The 17,462-nt window shown below is 34.7% G+C and carries 15 protein-coding genes; 1 reads left to right on the forward strand and 14 read right to left on the reverse strand.

Annotated elements, in window-relative coordinates:
• Positions 1-39: 39 nt before the first annotated feature.
• From BCI01S_RS06570 to BCI01S_RS06610, 9 genes are all read right to left on the reverse strand, one after another.
• On the reverse strand, positions 40-483 hold the full coding sequence (locus tag BCI01S_RS06570; protein WP_285850738.1) for a PTS glucitol/sorbitol transporter subunit IIA: 444 nt from the start codon (positions 481-483) through the stop codon (positions 40-42).
• Positions 464-1,486 carry a PTS glucitol/sorbitol transporter subunit IIB gene (srlE, locus tag BCI01S_RS06575; protein WP_047942467.1) on the reverse strand — a complete coding sequence of 341 codons (1,023 nt, stop codon included), beginning with the start codon at positions 1,484-1,486 and terminating at the stop codon, positions 464-466. The genes BCI01S_RS06570 and srlE overlap by 20 nt, the downstream gene beginning before the upstream one ends.
• Before the next feature lie 16 nt (positions 1,487-1,502).
• Positions 1,503-2,054: a PTS glucitol/sorbitol transporter subunit IIC gene (srlA, locus tag BCI01S_RS06580; RefSeq protein ID WP_061797460.1), complete on the reverse strand. Its 552-nt coding sequence runs from the start codon at positions 2,052-2,054 to the stop codon at positions 1,503-1,505.
• A 15-nt stretch (positions 2,055-2,069) separates the two neighbouring features.
• Positions 2,070-2,519, reverse strand: coding sequence for a transcriptional regulator GutM (locus BCI01S_RS06585; RefSeq protein ID WP_061797461.1), 450 nt, complete (start codon positions 2,517-2,519; stop codon positions 2,070-2,072).
• 11 nt (positions 2,520-2,530) lie between these two features.
• Positions 2,531-4,465 (reverse strand): BglG family transcription antiterminator, encoded by a 1,935-nt coding sequence (locus BCI01S_RS06590; RefSeq protein ID WP_156485391.1) that lies wholly within the window; start codon positions 4,463-4,465, stop codon positions 2,531-2,533.
• Between the two features lie 119 nt (positions 4,466-4,584).
• A complete protein-coding gene (locus tag BCI01S_RS06595; protein ID WP_061797462.1) occupies positions 4,585-5,385 on the reverse strand; it encodes an SDR family oxidoreductase in 801 nt (266 codons plus the stop codon).
• Between the two features lie 262 nt (positions 5,386-5,647).
• Positions 5,648-6,658 (reverse strand): BMP family ABC transporter substrate-binding protein, encoded by a 1,011-nt coding sequence (locus tag BCI01S_RS06600; protein ID WP_235844451.1) that lies wholly within the window; start codon positions 6,656-6,658, stop codon positions 5,648-5,650.
• A 22-nt stretch (positions 6,659-6,680) separates the two neighbouring features.
• Complete coding sequence (locus BCI01S_RS06605) at positions 6,681-7,466, reverse strand: Rossmann-fold NAD(P)-binding domain-containing protein (RefSeq protein ID WP_047942473.1); 786 nt, start codon at positions 7,464-7,466, stop codon at positions 6,681-6,683.
• Between the two features lie 164 nt (positions 7,467-7,630).
• Positions 7,631-8,368 carry a lipase family protein gene (locus BCI01S_RS06610; RefSeq protein WP_061797466.1) on the reverse strand — a complete coding sequence of 246 codons (738 nt, stop codon included), beginning with the start codon at positions 8,366-8,368 and terminating at the stop codon, positions 7,631-7,633.
• Positions 8,369-8,664: 296 nt separating this feature from the next.
• On the opposite strand from BCI01S_RS06610, the gene BCI01S_RS06615 reads away from it, so the two are divergent.
• A complete protein-coding gene (locus BCI01S_RS06615; protein ID WP_235844452.1) occupies positions 8,665-8,844 on the forward strand; it encodes a YjzD family protein in 180 nt (59 codons plus the stop codon).
• A gap of 174 nt (positions 8,845-9,018) precedes the next feature.
• On the opposite strand, the gene clpB is transcribed toward BCI01S_RS06615, so the two are convergent.
• The 5 genes from clpB to BCI01S_RS06640 all read right to left on the reverse strand — a co-directional run bounded on the left by clpB (position 9,019) and on the right by BCI01S_RS06640 (position 17,396).
• Positions 9,019-11,619 (reverse strand): ATP-dependent chaperone ClpB, encoded by a 2,601-nt coding sequence (gene clpB, locus BCI01S_RS06620; RefSeq protein WP_061797471.1) that lies wholly within the window; start codon positions 11,617-11,619, stop codon positions 9,019-9,021.
• Between the two features lie 211 nt (positions 11,620-11,830).
• Positions 11,831-12,010, reverse strand: coding sequence for a YjzC family protein (locus BCI01S_RS06625; RefSeq protein ID WP_047942478.1), 180 nt, complete (start codon positions 12,008-12,010; stop codon positions 11,831-11,833).
• 244 nt (positions 12,011-12,254) lie between these two features.
• Positions 12,255-13,202 (reverse strand): ornithine carbamoyltransferase, encoded by a 948-nt coding sequence (argF, locus tag BCI01S_RS06630; protein ID WP_095258834.1) that lies wholly within the window; start codon positions 13,200-13,202, stop codon positions 12,255-12,257.
• Positions 13,199-16,321 carry a carbamoyl-phosphate synthase (glutamine-hydrolyzing) large subunit gene (gene carB, locus BCI01S_RS06635; protein WP_047942479.1) on the reverse strand — a complete coding sequence of 1,041 codons (3,123 nt, stop codon included), beginning with the start codon at positions 16,319-16,321 and terminating at the stop codon, positions 13,199-13,201. The genes argF and carB overlap by 4 nt, the downstream gene beginning before the upstream one ends.
• On the reverse strand, positions 16,314-17,396 hold the full coding sequence (locus BCI01S_RS06640) for a carbamoyl phosphate synthase small subunit (RefSeq protein WP_047942481.1): 1,083 nt from the start codon (positions 17,394-17,396) through the stop codon (positions 16,314-16,316). Before BCI01S_RS06640 ends, carB begins: the two co-directional genes overlap by 8 nt.
• Positions 17,397-17,462 lie beyond the last annotated feature (66 nt).

Here is a 17,462-nt window from a genome sequence, read left to right on the forward strand (position 1 = left end):
GATTATAATTTCTAATTGGAAATCTCCTATCGAATCTTTTTACTCGGAAACAATTCGTATTTTCGTACCAATTTCTAAAACTGGCATGTCTTTATCCTCTATATAAAGAGTACCAGGAAGTTCAGGAGTTGTAGCCCCATTAAAGCGTAATGTAATATGTCCCATAGATGTTAAATTTTGTTCTACAATCTCACCAACAGATGTTATTTCATATGATTCATTATTTATCATTACTTTTTGACCTGTTTTTATCTTATCCTTGACACCAACCACTTCAATTCCGTAGCAAAATTCTGCTAATTCTTTAGGTGCTCCTTCTCCAAAGAGAATGATCATCTTTTCTTCTAGAAAGCTTGTGGCTAATGGCCCTATACTATTAATTGTGTTTTCGTAAATTGTTTTCATCTTAACCGGCATATTGATATGCCATTCGCCTCCATTAGTTGTTTTATTATCCTCTTTCTTAATTACTATATAATCCAAAGCTTGCTAACCAAGCAACGAATACTCGTGGTACCCCTATTAAAAATCTTGAATATAATACGGACGGTACCCCTACTTCCACTGTTTCCGCTTCTGCCTCTGCTAGACCTAACCCGACAGGAATAAAATCTGCTGCACATTGTGTATTTATAGCAAAAACTGCAGGTAACGCTAAGTTCGGTGGAATATTACCCTTACCAATTTCAACACCTATTAAAGTTCCGATAATTTGGGCAATTACCGCCCCAGGTCCCAATAACGGTGATAGAAATGGTAAAGAGCATATTAAACCAATTAATAAGAGACCAATAATGTTTCCTGCTAATGGAGACATTAAATTAGCGAATACGTTTCCAATTCCGGAACCTTGAATGATACCAATTAATAATGATACAAATGCCATAAATGGAATAATTGTATTAATTAATGTTTGAACTGCTTCACGACCAGCTTGATAAAAAGTACTGATTACTTTCCCTGCTCCAAGCCCTATTTTTGTTAGAAGTCCTTGTTTATGATTTTCAGCCAAAGTTTGAGAGATTTTTTTGTCTGTACTATATTTATACTCTTTCTTAGGTATATTATCTTCTTTATCTACTGAACTCGCATTCTCCAAGACAGCTTCGTTTTCCATAAGTTCAATTTGATTTAATCCTACCGCAGACACATAAATGTCTTCTGTGATAAATTTTGCTAAAGGGCCGCTTTTTCCTGTAGGCATTATATTAATCGTTGGTATTCTTTTTTGTGGATAAATCCCACATCTTAATGTCCCACCACAATCTATAATTGCAATGGCAATTTGCTCATCAGGTACAGATGTTTTAAATCCATTTACCGGCTCCGCTCCAGTTAATTCCACAATTTTATCAACTATATCTGGTTTTGCTCCTCCACCAGTAATATACACAATTTTATTTCTTTGCTCCGTTGGAGTAACTATCAGCGGACCACCAAATCCACCATTTCCTTTTTTTATTTTTATCGTTCGATAATGTGCCATATCGGAATCCTCCATCTTAATGATTTAATTTCACTTCGGAATTTAATTTTATTCCTTGCTGTTTTTCTACCATTTTCGTTGTAAAATCCGTAATCCAACCTGCGAAGAAATTCATAACTAATCCCACTAGGAAGTACCTAGCCGCTAAATCAGCCGTGCTAAAGCCTAATTGTTCTATTCCTGCGGCAATTCCTAGGAAAATAAATAGCTCTCCTGGGTTAATATGAGGAAATAGCCCATTACTTGTGTGACAGAAATAAGATGCAGATGCATAATAACTAGGTTTATATTTCTCTGGTAAAAATCTTCCTAACGATAACCCCATTGGATTACCTAACATAAATGTCCCTAATAATGGTAAAACTAAATATCTTAATAAGGGATTTTTGGAAGAAGCCGACGCTAAACGATTAATACGATTTTCACCTATTAATTGAATGATAGTATTCATCGCTACCAGTAGTAATAACACTACTGGAACTATACCTGTCATCCAGGAAATGAACGTCTCTGCTCCTGTATCAAATAAATTTCTAAATCCTTCAGCAAACTTTATGATATAATCCATGAATTACACCTCTTCTTATTTTTTAAATGAAACGGCATTTTCTGCTCGTATCATCATTCTTTTAAAGAAACTATCTTTTTCTGGCACGACTCCACCATTCATAATTATCTTGTAATTATTTGAGGCATCTAAAATTGCATCTCTTAGTAATTTATTGCAATGCTTTAAATCTTCATCTTTTAAATTTCTAATATTCTTATCAAGAAAACCTGGCAAATCTCGAAATTTCGCCATTACGGTGACTCCTTGCATTTTTTTTGCGGCAAGGATTCTGCCATTATTATTGATTGCAAACAAAACAATGGTGCCTGCTTTAATCCGGCCAGGTTTCTTCCCAATCGCTACTTTTCCCATTCTTCTAAGTTCCGTATAGCCTTTAGTAAAATGTTTAATCTGTAAAAATCCCAATCCCATTTGAATAACAAATGCTCCTGCTATTAAAAGCATAATTATAATTAGTTCCATTCATTCACATCCTAAATATCCTTCTCTATTCCATCCTCGAGATAAAGACATAAATCTTCATATTTTTTAACTTGAATCAATTTATTCACCAATTTTGTATTAGAAGATATATTAATAATTTCATCATAAATTTCCACTAATAAACCAGCATCATATTCTGTATGTTCTGGTAAGGCTAACAAAAATACTAACTTTAACGCATGATTATCCTGCCAGACTGTTTCTGGAAAAATCCCTACCGCCAGCTCTATTTTGTCTGACTGATAATGGAGGGTATGTGAAAGTGCAATATATTTATCAAATATCATCGACCCTTTTTCTTCTCTTATTTGCAAGCGCTGTTTGAAGGCATCATCCACATAACCATTTAAAGTTAGCTGATCAACCATCCAATTTAGATTTTCTGAGTAACTTAACGATTTATCTAAAATAAAGAATTTTTGTTTATTTAGCAGTAGTTTAATAACAGAATGGAAACTTGTACTACTATTTTCTTTAATTTCAAATTTATCTAAGTAACTAATATGTTCGATTTGTTGCAGAACCTTTTTCTCATCAAAGATTTCACTAATGATAACTAACGGCGTTTGAATGGCATAGGGTATATTAACTGTCGAAAAGACAATATCATACTTATCTAATGTATTCTTACTTAATTCATTTTCAGAAAAGATATCTATTTTAGTATGGGGGTCGAGTATTTTTTTCAGCTGCATTGCTACAATTTTTGCTGTCCCTCTACCAGTTCCACATACAACTACTACCTGTTCTAATTTCTTAAGATTGTCCTTGTTATTCTCAATGAAAACACCAAAATATAATGCGATATATCCAAGTTCTTCTGCTGAAACTTTCATTCCATATTCTTTGAAAATACTTTCTCCAACTATTTCTGACATTTGATATGCCAAGGGGTACTTTCCTTTGATATCATCTAATAAAGGATTTTTCAATTGGATATTAAACATTAATCGATTTATCATAAAAGTAAGATGATATTGTAAATCCTTATAAAAATCTCCACTTTCTTTTACCTTATTTAAATTAAAGCCTAAATTAGTGATACTATTATCCAAAAGATTCGTGATTTCCTTTGTTACTATAACACCTTCAATGGAATGGCTATTAATTGGTGTCCTTCTCCCGACGATTGGCAATGCAATAAAAAGAATCTCACATCTAGGTAGGCTTATAGATAATTTCCTTTCAAGAACTTTGCTTATTTCTAAGGCTATATTGAAATCAGGTGAATTTACTATCTTATGGTAGTTATCATCCATTTCTTTTATGGGGTGACCTTTTAAAAAACGATCAAGCATAATAATAATAGAATGAAGCAATCTATCTTTCGTACTTATCTCAAAGTCATAATGATTGGCGACTTCTATAATTGCTTCTTTAATATCTTTATCCAATGAATCTTCGGTAAAAAGATATGGAAATAAATTATCCAATATAAAAAATCGCAAATCTATTTCTCTACCTTTTAAATACATCCCCTTGTTCTGTTTTCCTTTGATGGCAAGATTATACGTTTCGAGAGCCACTGATGCTTTTTTTAATTCATTCACTAATGTTGTTCTTCCTAAATTTAACTCAAAGGCCATTTCATCCATAGTTATTATTCCATCATCATTCAATAACATATCGATAACAGTTGCGATTCTTCTTTGAGGTGAATCAACCATTTGAGAGAGATTATTAAACTGCTCTATAACCCTATTAAGCTTTTCCTGATTGTGAATTTTCAAAAAAAAACCTTTCCCTCTTTCATTAATCAATTCAGCTATTCCTTCTAATTCTTTATTAAATTGCTTAATTACTAGCCGAACAGTTCTTGCACTTATCCCCATTTGCTGCGCAAGATAATCTAAAGGACAATACATTTTTTTAGCAGTTAATTCTATAATTTTCCCTATGCGACTACTGGAATTTAAATCAGTCATTTAATTACCACACCCTTATATCCTGTTGTTCATATATGAACTATGCTTATATTCAATTCACTAAATATATCATAAAGCATTGGTATATTAACTGATTTATTCATTAAATGGCTAGTTTATTAGCCACGTGATTTTCCACCTGATATATTAAAGGTCGTCCCTGTAATATAACTAGCTCTATCTGAAGCAAGATAGGACACTAAATCACCAACCTCTTTTAATTTACCCTCCCTGCCAATCGGAATTGATTTACTGTAATCAGTTGATAAATCGTCTACAGTAACACCTCGAGTATAAGCTAAAGCTTCATTGTAAGCACTCGTGCGCAAACCTGTTTTCTCTAATATTCCTGGAGCAATAGCAACTACGCGAATATTATATGCTCCTAACTCTTTTGCCCATGCGCGAGAAAATGAGATTAGCGCTCCTTTGGTAGCAGAATAACAACTCTGACCTGCCGATCCTTCTTGACCCGCTTCAGAAGCAACATTAATAATTACCCCTTTACCTTGCTTCAGCATTTCCTTCGCTGCCGCTTGTGCACAAAGATATGGACCTTTTTGATTAACCGCAACCATAAAGTCAAAATCTTTTTCATTTAATTCATATTGTGGTTTCTCTCCTTTTATATCAACTAGCAATCTTGGTAAGTTCACCCCAGCATTATTAACTAAAATATCAAGCTTTCCATATTGTTCAATAACTTTATTAATCATTCGATCAACACTTTCTTTATTGGTGACATCACATTTTATAAGAAAAGAACCATCTGCTTGCTGCCCCTCTTCTCCTACTAAATCAGAGATAATCACCTTCGCACCATTATTAACTAACTCTTTTGCAATAGCAAAACCAATCCCAGAAGATCCACCTGTTACAATGGCAACTTTCCCTTCCAGGTCTAACCATGAATTATTCATTTATATTTCCCTCCTCATTATTAAGCGTTTTCACCACTATGTTTTTAGTATAAAGCTCATTCTTTATTACATTAATACCTTTATTTGCACATAATTGTGCAGACTCCTGTATTAATTTAAAAATGCATGATTTCCTTCCATTTCAGCCAAAGCAGTGAGTATTTCTGGTCACTTTTTAAATTTTTTGGTTCAAAAAAAAAACAATTTTTCAAAAGATATCAAGCTTTCTTTTGAAAAATTGTTTTTGATTTTCTATTTTAATTTAAATTTCATTCGGCAATTTGCCTGTGTTCTTATAGCGTTCTAAGTCTTTCTCCAACCGTTCTATAAACTCTTTATCAACATTGGGACTATATTTCCCTAGAAAAATGGTATCGTCTCTAATTCCACATGCACGATTTCCAGACTTTAGTTTCCCCTCATTAAATGCTTGAGCGATTTGCCCATACAGCTTGGGTATATCTTGAATGGTGCTTGTTAAGACCGCATATTTTCCTATAGAAGACTGATCTGAAATATATCCAATCGCGTATAAACCATTTTCTTTCATTCTTTCAATGATCCCCACATGAAAACCATCACCGACTGGATAAACCACGTCTACATTTTGACTGATCTCCTTATCTAACAGACTCATCGCTTTTTCACGGTTATCCCAATCATTAACGAATTCTTTCAAGACCTTTACATCCTTATTGATGTAGTGGACCCCTGCTTCAAAACCATTGGCCTCCTCTTGCCAATCGTATGCACCAATAACGCCTACCATATTTGTTCTTGTCATATGACCGGCAACCATCCCGCTAAAAAAACCCATCGGATAATTCTCTAGTTTAATATTACTTGTATTCGATTGTGTTGCAGGTTCTCTTCCATTTAAACTAACAAAATGGATGGAGGGAAATTTTTGAGAAAGAATGTTAAAATACTGCACAAAGTTTCCGCCGTGGCCAAAAATTAAATTAACCCCTTTTCCCTGTAATTCCTTCACTGCTCTTTCTGCAATTGTGTAAGAATCAATAGACTCTTTATAAAACACATCTACCCCAAGTTTCGTATGTATATTTAATAATCCTTTATATCCTTGCGTCCCCCATGCCTGATCATTTACTGTTCCAACTACAAGAAGACCAACTTTTTCTAATTTTCCTTGTTTCCCCAGTGAATTATGAAAGAATAGAAAAAGGAAAAGAACACACGCCATTAGAGGAAGGATAAAAAAAATCTTTCCCCTAATTATTGATTTACGAATGTTCATCCATGCACTTTTCATTGTATTTACTCCTATAATACTACTAAATTCTATTAAATACGTAATGCTTCTTTTGCTTTTCTATGTTATCCTCTATTGTCCCTTTGTTTTCAATGATTACTTCTTGTAAATTTCGAGATAATTGCAGAACCCTTTTTGTTTTTGGTATATCCCATTGTAATTGTTCTAAGCATCTTTGCCAATGGTTTATTTCCTTACTCTTTAATAGAATATCATTATTTTGTCCTTTCGTTGTCATTTTTACTACTTCCCTTACCGCATCTTCAATAAAAATTGCATCCATTGTATACTCGCGGACATTTAACTGAATATCGTTCTTCTCTTTTCCCTCTACAATCTGTTGAAATAAAAAATCACTTGGCTGCCATGGACCATAAAGTGTTGGTAAATGGATTACTTGTATATCATGGTCAACTAAATTATCTTTTAAAAAGGTTGTAAAATCTCTTTCTGCCTCTCTAGAAGTAATATTCACTAAAAATGTCAACTTTTTACCGCAGCTCGTTTCTTTGTCTCGAAAATTTGAAAACAGATTTTGGATCTTTTCGTATATTGATATTTGTTTTATTGTATAGAGGTCAAAGTATATATGTTGTACATTTGGATCTTGGAGAATAAAAGGGAGCTTATCCAAGCTTTTCTCACTAAAATTCGCATTGCGCCCAATTTCCATTCTCTTATCTTCTAAATCTTCTATCGAAATTTCCGGATAGGAGATGCCGATTATTTCCTCTCCTTCTTCTAGTAAGGTGGAGCATATATGAAAGCCCACAAACTGATAAACGCCAAATATTACAGCTTTCTTCATGAAGAAGCCTCCCCTTAAAATTACTTAATGTATCATATGCAGTAAAAAAGACAATTATTTCATCTGCTTAATAAAAGCTTTCTTCAGAAGCCATTTTCATATGAAAAGTTCAAAAAAGATGGTGTTCTAATATAGCCTTTGCTACTTGAACACCATCTTTTCTTTCAAAGTGTCTTCTCATATTTCTTAAAAAACGTTGCAATTTGTTTCGGAATGGCACTCCTTTTCTCTGGTAATACATAGGATACAAAAATAGGCAGGTCTTTTTCTTCCCAAATTACAGAAGCTTTTTTTAATCCATTTGATTGGTAATAAGATCTACCATTATGCAAAATATGAATTATTTTAGTTGGGATTTCAGCCTCATCTAACTGATACTCCTTTTTATCCTTTACTACTTCGAATAACTCCTGCTTATTGGTATTGAAAGCGATACTTATCTCATTCGTTAACTTTTTTATAAAAAACTTATGCTCTTTCTCTCTATCTAAATGTTCTTTTAAAGATAAAATTGGGTTTAGCAAAACAACAGATCGAATATTGTCTTTCATCTCCATCATTAATTGGATCGCTGTCAGTGCCCCCATTCCTTCAGCAATTATATGAATTCTCTGGTTTAATATTTCTGTTCGAATAATATGTTCATATAATCTTTTCGCCAATTGCAAAGCTTTTTCGCTGCCCCAGTTCTTTCCATATAGATTGGAATAAAATATCGTATATCCATTATCCCGTAACGATTCAATTAAATTCCGCTTTCCTTCATTTTGGTTCCAAAAACTATTACTGTCGGTTACATAATTTCTTTCGTCTCCAATTATTAAGATACCGAAACCATTAGGTCGATGAGGATAATGTATCATGTTCCATTCGGTATCTAACAGGAAGTTCCGGTTCTCCATCTTAAAAACTCCTTTTTAGCATTTTCCTTCTAATAATGTATGTCTCTTTTATTAAAACGTAAGGGAGTTTGCCTATATTTCAAGAAGAAATGCGGAGTCATCTCAGAAAATAATCAGATTTTTTATCTATTTCTGTTAAAGGAATGACATATTAACATAATCGGAAATACTATTTATAATGGAAAAAGTGAAGAATTTAAGAAAGCTCTATCATTCACATTTATTATTTAGCTTCGATGTGGTAAGATGGTTATGATAAGCAAGCTATAAAGAGGTGATTTCGGTTGCGTTACATAATGACAATTTTTTGGACATTTTTACTTGCTCAAATGTTAGTTTATGTTGTTGGTTCAATGAATGGGGTTCCTTTTAATTTTTCAATGGGGCTAATTCTGACAGCTGTCTTTTCCGTACTAGTTTTCATTTTATCAGCAATTATTCCAGATGAACCTGCTCATGAAAAAGGTTCTCATTAAAAATCTGTATATCGTAAGATTGGGTGATTAAATATATGCACTAATAGGGGAATTCTATTCGTGTATTTTGTTTAATCACCTTTTTATTGCAGCCATAAAAAAATGCCTGAATACAAATATTTACTAATTTGTCCAATTGTATTCAGGCTGTTACAAACACTTAATAGTCGAAAATTACAAAGTATGTTTTAAAATTATTTGTTCCTCTTCTTCATCAATTAAAACATGATCACTTTCTTTTACTTTACCAGCAATTATATCTTTTGCCAGCAGTGTTTCAATTGTTTTCTGTAAATATCTACGAAGTGGTCTTGCTCCAAATTTTGGATCAAACCCATTTCTTGCAACAAATTCTTTCGCCTTTTCCGTCATATCAATAGTGATATGCTGATCTGTAAGGCGTGCTTGTAATTGAACAACTAGCTTGGATACTATATCTTTAATATTTCCGAGTGATAAAGGTTTGAATAAAATAACTTCATCAATTCTGTTTAAAAATTCTGGTCTAAAATGTCCATTTAATTGATTCATAACGCCTTCTCTTATTACTTCGGGTATTTCCTCTGCTTCTCCCGTTTCTAATAAAAGATGGGAACCAATATTGGATGTCATGATGATGACTGTATTTTTAAAGTCCACTGTTCGTCCTCTCGAATCTGTAATCCTGCCATCATCAAGAACTTGAAGCAGAATATTGAATACTTCTGGATGAGCTTTCTCTACTTCATCTAATAGGACAACAGAATATGGTTTTCTTCTGATTGCTTCTGTTAATTGTCCCCCTTCTTCATAGCCTATATATCCTGGAGGAGCACCGATTAAACGAGACACAGCATGTTTTTCCATATACTCGGACATATCGATACGAATCATTTGCTCTTCACTATCAAAAAGCGTTGCCGCTAAGGTTTTGGCAAGTTCCGTTTTCCCAACACCTGTAGGTCCTAAAAATAAGAAGGAGCCAATTGGTCTGTTTGGATCTTTTATTCCTGCTCTCGCTCTTAATACTGCATCACTGACTAACTGCACTGCCTCTGCTTGGCCAACCACTCTTTCTTGCAGAATTGCTTCTAAGCGTAATAATTTTTCTCTCTCTTTCTCCACTAGCTTGGATACAGGAATCCCAGTCCACCTTGCAACAATATTGGCAATTTCCTCTTCTGTCACTTCTTCTCGAAGGAGACGGTTCTCTTGTCCTTGTTTTGTCTTTTCTTCCATCTCCTTAATTTCTTTTTCTAATTTTGGAATGCTGCCATGTCTTAGCTCAGCTGCTTTATTTAAATCATAATTATTTTCTGCATCCTCTAACTCTCTCTTTTTTCGTTCAAGCTGTTCTTTTTTCTCATGGATGGATTGTAAAGCATCCTTTTCCTGCTGCCATTTTGCTTTTAAGACATTAGAACGTTCTCTGAGATTAGCTAATTCCTTTGCAATAACCGCAAGTCTCGCTTTACTTTGCTCATCCTCTTCTCCATGCAATGCCGCTTCCTCAATTTCAAGCTGCATAATTTTTCTTGTTAGTTCATCTATTTCAATTGGCATCGAATCGATTTCTGTACGAATCATCGCGCAAGCTTCGTCTATTAAATCGATAGCTTTATCCGGCAAGAAGCGTTCTGTTATATACCTGTCCGATAAAGTTGCAGCTGCAATAATAGAACGATCTTGAATATTTACACCATGATGAATTTCAAATCTTTCTTTGAGTCCTCTTAGTATAGCAATCGTATCTTCCACTGTCGGCTCCGAGACTAAAACCTGCTGAAAGCGGCGTTCAAGTGCAGGATCTTTTTCAATATATTGACGATGTTCATCTAATGTTGTGGCACCAATACAGTGAAGCTCTCCTCTTGCCAGCATCGGTTTAAGCATATTTCCTGCATCCATTGCACCATCTGTTTTTCCTGCCCCGACAATTGTATGCAATTCATCAATAAATAAGATGATTCTGCCATCACTATTTTTCACTTCTTGTAAAACAGCTTTTAAACGTTCTTCAAATTCGCCTCTAAATTTAGCTCCTGCTACTAATGCCCCCATATCTAAAGAAAAAATAGTTTTATCTTTTAGGCCTTCTGGGACATCTTTTCGAACGATCCTTTGTGCTAAACCTTCTACAATAGCCGTTTTTCCCACTCCCGGTTCCCCAATTAAAACAGGATTATTTTTGGTCTTTCTTGATAGTATACGGATTACATTACGAATTTCATTATCACGACCAATCACTGGGTCAAGCTTGCCCAACTTTACTTCTTCTACTAAGTCTCGTCCATATTTACTAAGTACTTCATATGTCGCTTCGGGATTTTTGCTTGTCACTCTCTGTGTCCCCCTTATCTCTTTTATTACTTTCTTTATTTCCGCTAATGAAATATCTTCCTCTTTCAATATTCTTCCTATTGCAGAGGATTCTACTTTATAGGCTGACAGTATAAGATGCTCTACAGATAAGTATTCATCTTCCCATTCCCGCATCTCTTCTTCTGCTTTCATTAAAAGCTGCTGCAAACCAGCAGTTATATATACCGTACCTTGTTGAGAACCACTAAATGATACTTGTGGCTTTTTCTTTAATTCTTCCGCTAATTTATCGCTCACTCTATTTGGATCTTTTTGTAACTTGTTTAAAATGGCCGTCATTAAATTATCCTGTTGATGAAGAATTGCCATAAATAAATGAATATCATCTATTTCTTGATGACTTTCTTTTCTTGCAAGGGATTGTGCTTCAGTTATGGCTAGTTGGACTCTTTCTGTCATCTGCTCTACGTTCATTTTACAAGACTCCTTTTTTTGACCTTTTTTGACCTTTGTTTTTATTATAGTATAATTTATCCATATGTAAAGGGATCTCTCTTGGACAAAGAGTATATTCAAAACAATGATCTCAAGGAGATAATCATCATGAAGCAGACTCTTTAGAGAAATCCCTTTTTAAATCATTATACGAGTATGGGTATCATCGTATAATATTGGGGTTAACTTATTATGGTTTTCTTTGATATGTCCATAATCGATTATGATTCGATGTTTCTGGAAAGCGGTCTCCAGCTTTCAGTTTTAGCATTTGAGGATTATTTACGTTACTTCCGGTTTCACCAATTTCTATATACAATCCATTGTTTGGTGCCTTTTGCCCTGGACGAAACTGTCTATTTTGACCCAAAATAAACTCCTCCTTTATCCATTACCAATTCAAAAGCTAAGTAAACACGAAGCAAATATGTGTTACTTAACTGCTTATTAGTATTACCTTTTTTCAAAGTGAACATTACGGAAAATAATGACTGGCTTTTTATTGGAATAAATACATTTTCATTCGAGCATGCTATAAGTCCATATCTATTTTAAAAAAATAACCTAAAAAGACTGTTAACACACAATATATCTGTTAACAGTCTTCATACAAATTATTTTAAAATTTCCACCAATAATGCTTTTTGGGCATGTAATCTATTGCCGGCCTGCTGAAAGACGTAGGAATGACTTCCATCGATAATTTCTGATGTTACTTCTTCTTCACGATGGGCTGGTAAACAGTGTAAAAAAATATAATCCGATTTTGCATGGTTCACTAATTCTGCATTAATTTGAAAGCCTTGGAAATCTTTTAAACGCTGCTCATTCTCCGCTTCTTGCCCCATACTGGTCCATACATCTGAATAGATGGCATCGGCATCCCGAACAGCTTCTATAGGATTATGAGTAAGGACAATTTTACTGCCACTTATTTTTGCAAAAGAATAGGCTAGTTCCGCCACTTTTTTATCGACTTCATAATTTGGTGGTGTCGCAATGGAAATATCTGCCCCTACTTTCGAGCAAGCGATAAGTAAAGAATGAGCCACATTATTTCCATCACCAATATACGCAAGCTTTAGACCTTCCAAACTCCCTTTTACTTCCAATAAAGTAAGTAAATCTGCTAATGCTTGACATGGATGATATAAGTCCGTTAATCCATTAATAATAGGAATGGTTGCATGCTCTGCTAATTCTTCGACAATATCGTGAGAAAAAGTACGAATCATAATGGCATCTACATATTGGGATAACACTTTTGCGGTGTCTGAAATAGTCTCCCCTCTGCCAATTTGCAGATCTCGACTATTTAAATATAGAGCATGCCCTCCCAGCTGAAGCATCCCAGCTTCAAAGGAGACTCTTGTTCGCGTTGATGATTTCTCAAAAATCATTCCTAATGTTTTTCCTTTTAGAGGGGCAATTATTTCTCCCTTTAAGTGGGATTCTTTTATTGCCTTCGCCTTATCTAATAATTCAAGGATTGTTTCTTTTGAATAGTCAGCCAATGTTAATAAATCTTTTCCCTTTAAATCTAGATTAGATGTAATCATCATACTGTACTCACTCCTTTTCTTATATTTGTATGCCATTCCTGAATCGAATGAACGGTTATGTCTTTTCCTTTAAAAGAGGAAATAAATGCTTCGAGACTTTCTTTTTGCGTGAAGGTAATAATACGATTTCTCGTTGCTAATTCGCGAGATTGTCGATCTTCTTGTAAGTTTGTTGGATTATAAAAGGCAACCGTACTCTTATCTGCTAGTAACGATTCTACTGATTGGTTATCAGCGATTTCAACTGATAATTGGACTTGGTCTGCTTTATCATAAAGATCTGCTAGATCTTCTGTTGTTTTTAAAACAATTTTCATCTCCTGCTTTGGCAGTTTCTTTAAAGTAGGGTGAAATACTTTTTTCAACGCATCTTCTAGCGTTTCTGCAAGTGCAATTCCTTCTCCTGTAGAACGCATTTCTGGTCCCAATTTAGAATCTAGCCCTTTTAAAGCATAATTGGAATAAACAGGATACTTAATACAAGTAAATTCTATATCATCCGAATATGTTTTTTCTTTTTCGGTCAATGTATATGTCCCAAGCAATATTTTTGTCGCAATTTGTACTAATGGTACACCAGTTACTTTGCTTACAATCGGTACTGTTCGACTAGCGCGAGGATTTACTTCCAATACATATACCTCTTCCTTATTGATGATATACTGGATGTTCATTAGTCCTTTATAGCCTGTATGCTGAACAATCTTTTTAGCGTAAGTGATCATTTTTTCTTTTACGCTTACTGATAAATTTTTAGCAGGCAATATAGATAGACTATCTCCTGAATGTACTCCCGTTTTCTCGATGTGTTCCATAATCGTTGGAACACAAATATCGACTCCATCTGTTGCTAAGTCCAGCTCTGCTTCTGAAGCTTCCATAAACTGATCAACAAGGACAGGGTAAGGTACCTCTGTTTGTAAATAGGATTGTAATTCTGCTTCATTATTTATCCGTTCCATTCCCTTACCGCCAATCACATAAGATGGACGGATAAGAACTGGATAGCCTATCTTCTGGACTGAAGCAATAATCTGCTGCTCATTTTCTGCGATATCTCCTTGGATATGAGGAATATCTTCTTCTTCCAATAGCTTATAAAATAAATCTCTATCTTCTAAAACATCGATTGTGTCACTGTTTGTTCCAAGAATATGGACACCATAGGATTCCAGTTCTTTTGCTACATTAAGAGCAGTTTGACCCCCTAATTGGACAATGACATCTTCTATCCCTTCTGATTCGATAACATTCATAATATCTTCCACGCTTAATGGTTCAAAATATAGACGATCTGCCGTGGCAAAATCTGTACTCACGGTCTCTGGATTATTATTAATAATGATTGTTTCCAGACCTTCATCTTTTAAGGCAAATACGCCATGAACCGAGCAATAGTCGAACTCTATCCCTTGACCAATTCTGATGGGACCACTGCCGATAACAAGTACTTTTCGTTTAGTACTTTTATTTTGCTCATTTTCACCATAATAGCTGGAATAGTAGTAATTAGTTTTTGCTTCAAATTCTGCTGCACAAGTATCAACCATTTTATAAATAGGCATCACTTGTAATTGTTTGCGTTTTTCTCTTACCTCTTTTTCAAAGCAATTCCACGCATTTGCTAAGAAAGCATCACTAAACCCCTTTTCTTTCCATTTCAGTAAACTCTCTTTTGTTACTGTTTGGAGGGAAGTATGGAATATTTCTTTCTCCATCTCAATCAATCTTTTAAATCGATGAAGGAAGAATAAATCGATTTTTGTTAAATCATGTATTTTAGCAAGTGGCTCCTCTTTCCTAATTAGTTCTAAAATAATAAAAAATCTTTCATCCGTTTGTTCCAGCATTTTCTCGTATAACACTTCCACTGGCATATGCTTTAATTCTGGAAGGGTTAAATCATTTCCCTTTATCTCAAGAGAATGGATTGCTTTTAGCAAGGCCCGCTCCATATTGCGGTCTATTCCCATTACTTCTCCTGTCGCCTTCATTTGCGTGCCGAGTTTTCTTGATACAGTAGGAAATTTATCAAATGGCCACTTTGGTATTTTTACTACGACATAATCTAATGCCGGTTCAAAGCTTGCAAATGTATCTCCTGTTACTGGATTTATTAGCTCATTGAGACAATAACCAACTGCCAATTTTGCAGCCATTCTAGCAATCGGATACCCAGTAGCTTTTGATGCAAGGGCGGATGATCTACTCACCCTTGGATTTACTTCAATTAAATAATATTTCTTACTGTTCGGATCTAGTGCAAATTGGATATTGCATCCACCTATAATTCCTAGGGCAGAAATGATTTTAATAGAAGCAGAACGAAGCATTTGATATTCTACATCTGTTAATGTTTGGGACGGAGCAATAACAATACTATCGCCCGTGTGAATTCCGACTGGATCGATGTTTTCCATATTGCAAATGGTAATACATGTATTCATACTATCACGCATTACCTCATATTCTACTTCCTTAAAGCCAGCAATACTTCTTTCCACTAAGCATTGACCAATGGCACTTTCCTTCAAACCGCCAGATACTAGACTAATGAATTCTTCCATATCCCCAGCGATACCACCGCCTGTTCCACCTAAGGTATAGGCAGGACGAACAATGATAGGAAAGCCAATTTCATTTGCAAAGTCTATCGCTTCTTCGACTTTATGCACAATTTTACTTTCTGGTACTGGTTCATTTAATTGATACATTAATTCTCTAAATGCTTCTCTATCTTCTCCCTTTTTGATTGATTCAATAGAGCTTCCCAGCAATTTTACTTGATACTTTTCTAAGATGCCTTGTTCACTCAATTGAAATGCCAGATTTAATCCCGTTTGCCCTCCTAAAGTAGCAAGAATTCCATCAGGCTTTTCTTTTTGAATAATCTTTTCTAAAACATCTACTGTCAATGGTTCAAAATAAATCGAATCAGCAAAAGTTTCATCTGTCATTATCGTTGCCGGATTATTATTTACAAGGATGACTTTATATCCTTCTTCTTTCAAAGCCATGCATGCTTGTGTGCCAGCATAATCAAATTCAGCTGCCTGACCAATTACAATTGGTCCTGAGCCTATTACAAGTATGGTTTTTATCGTCGTGTCTTTAGGCATATGCAAAAACTCTCCCATTATTTGCTTTAACATTTTCTATAAATTCATCAAATATATAACATCCTTCTGAAGGACCTGGATTTGCCTCTGGATGAAACTGTACCGTCTGCAGTGGATAAATGCTGTGAGACAGCCCTTCTACTGATCCATCGTGAAGATTATAAAATCTTGCTTCACAACCTGTAGCAGATAGACTTTCTTCTTTTACTACATAGCTATGATTTTGAGAGGACATAATCACTTTCTTTTTCTTCCGATCCATTACAGGATGATTGGCTCCTCTATGTCCAAATGATAGTTTGGTAGTTTCTGCCCCTAAAGCTAATGCTGCAAGCTGATGTCCTAAACAAATACCAAGAGTTGGGTAATGCTTAATCACTGCTTTAATCGTTGGTAAAATACTGATTAACTCCTTTGGATTCCCAGGTCCATTTGATAAGAGAATGCCGTCAGGCTGCAGTGATTTAATACTAGTAAATGGTGTATTATAGGGAACGACCGTTACTTGACACTCACGCTCTAATAATGCTGTTAACATACTTTCCTTTTTTCCAAAATCAACAAGGACAATATGATATTCACCCTGCCCATACGTTTGAAAGTTCATTTCCGAAACCTTTGCTACTTTAACATCCTCCTTTAAAGCAAATGTTGGTACAGAAACTTCTTTCTCTTCTGTTATAATGGCTGGCATAGAACCAGATTTTCTTATATTTTTTACAATAGAACGGGTATCAACATGTGCTAGCATTGGGATATTCCATTTATTTAAATATTGCTGTAAGGAATATTCAGCTTGATAATGAAATGCGTCACTATTCGATTCATATACAATAACACCTGCTACATGCGGCTTTTTACTTTCAAAATCTTCTTTGTTTATGCCATAGTTTCCAATTAACGGGTACGTAAAAACAATAATTTGGTCTTTATAGGAAGGATCTGTTAGTACTTCCTGATATCCTGTCATTCCAGTGAAAAATACGATTTCTCCCTTTATCTCTTTGGCATCGCTATTTGTAACGAAATCGCCTTTATATTTCACACCATTGCTTAAGTGAAGATAACCTTCCATTTGTTAACACCTCTATAATGAATGTATAGTTACTCTTTATTTCTTATAATTATACATTATCATGCA

This window comes from Niallia circulans NBRC 13626, assembly GCF_001591585.1.
GTDB classification, from domain to species: Bacteria; Bacillota; Bacilli; order Bacillales; family Cytobacillaceae; genus Niallia; species Niallia circulans.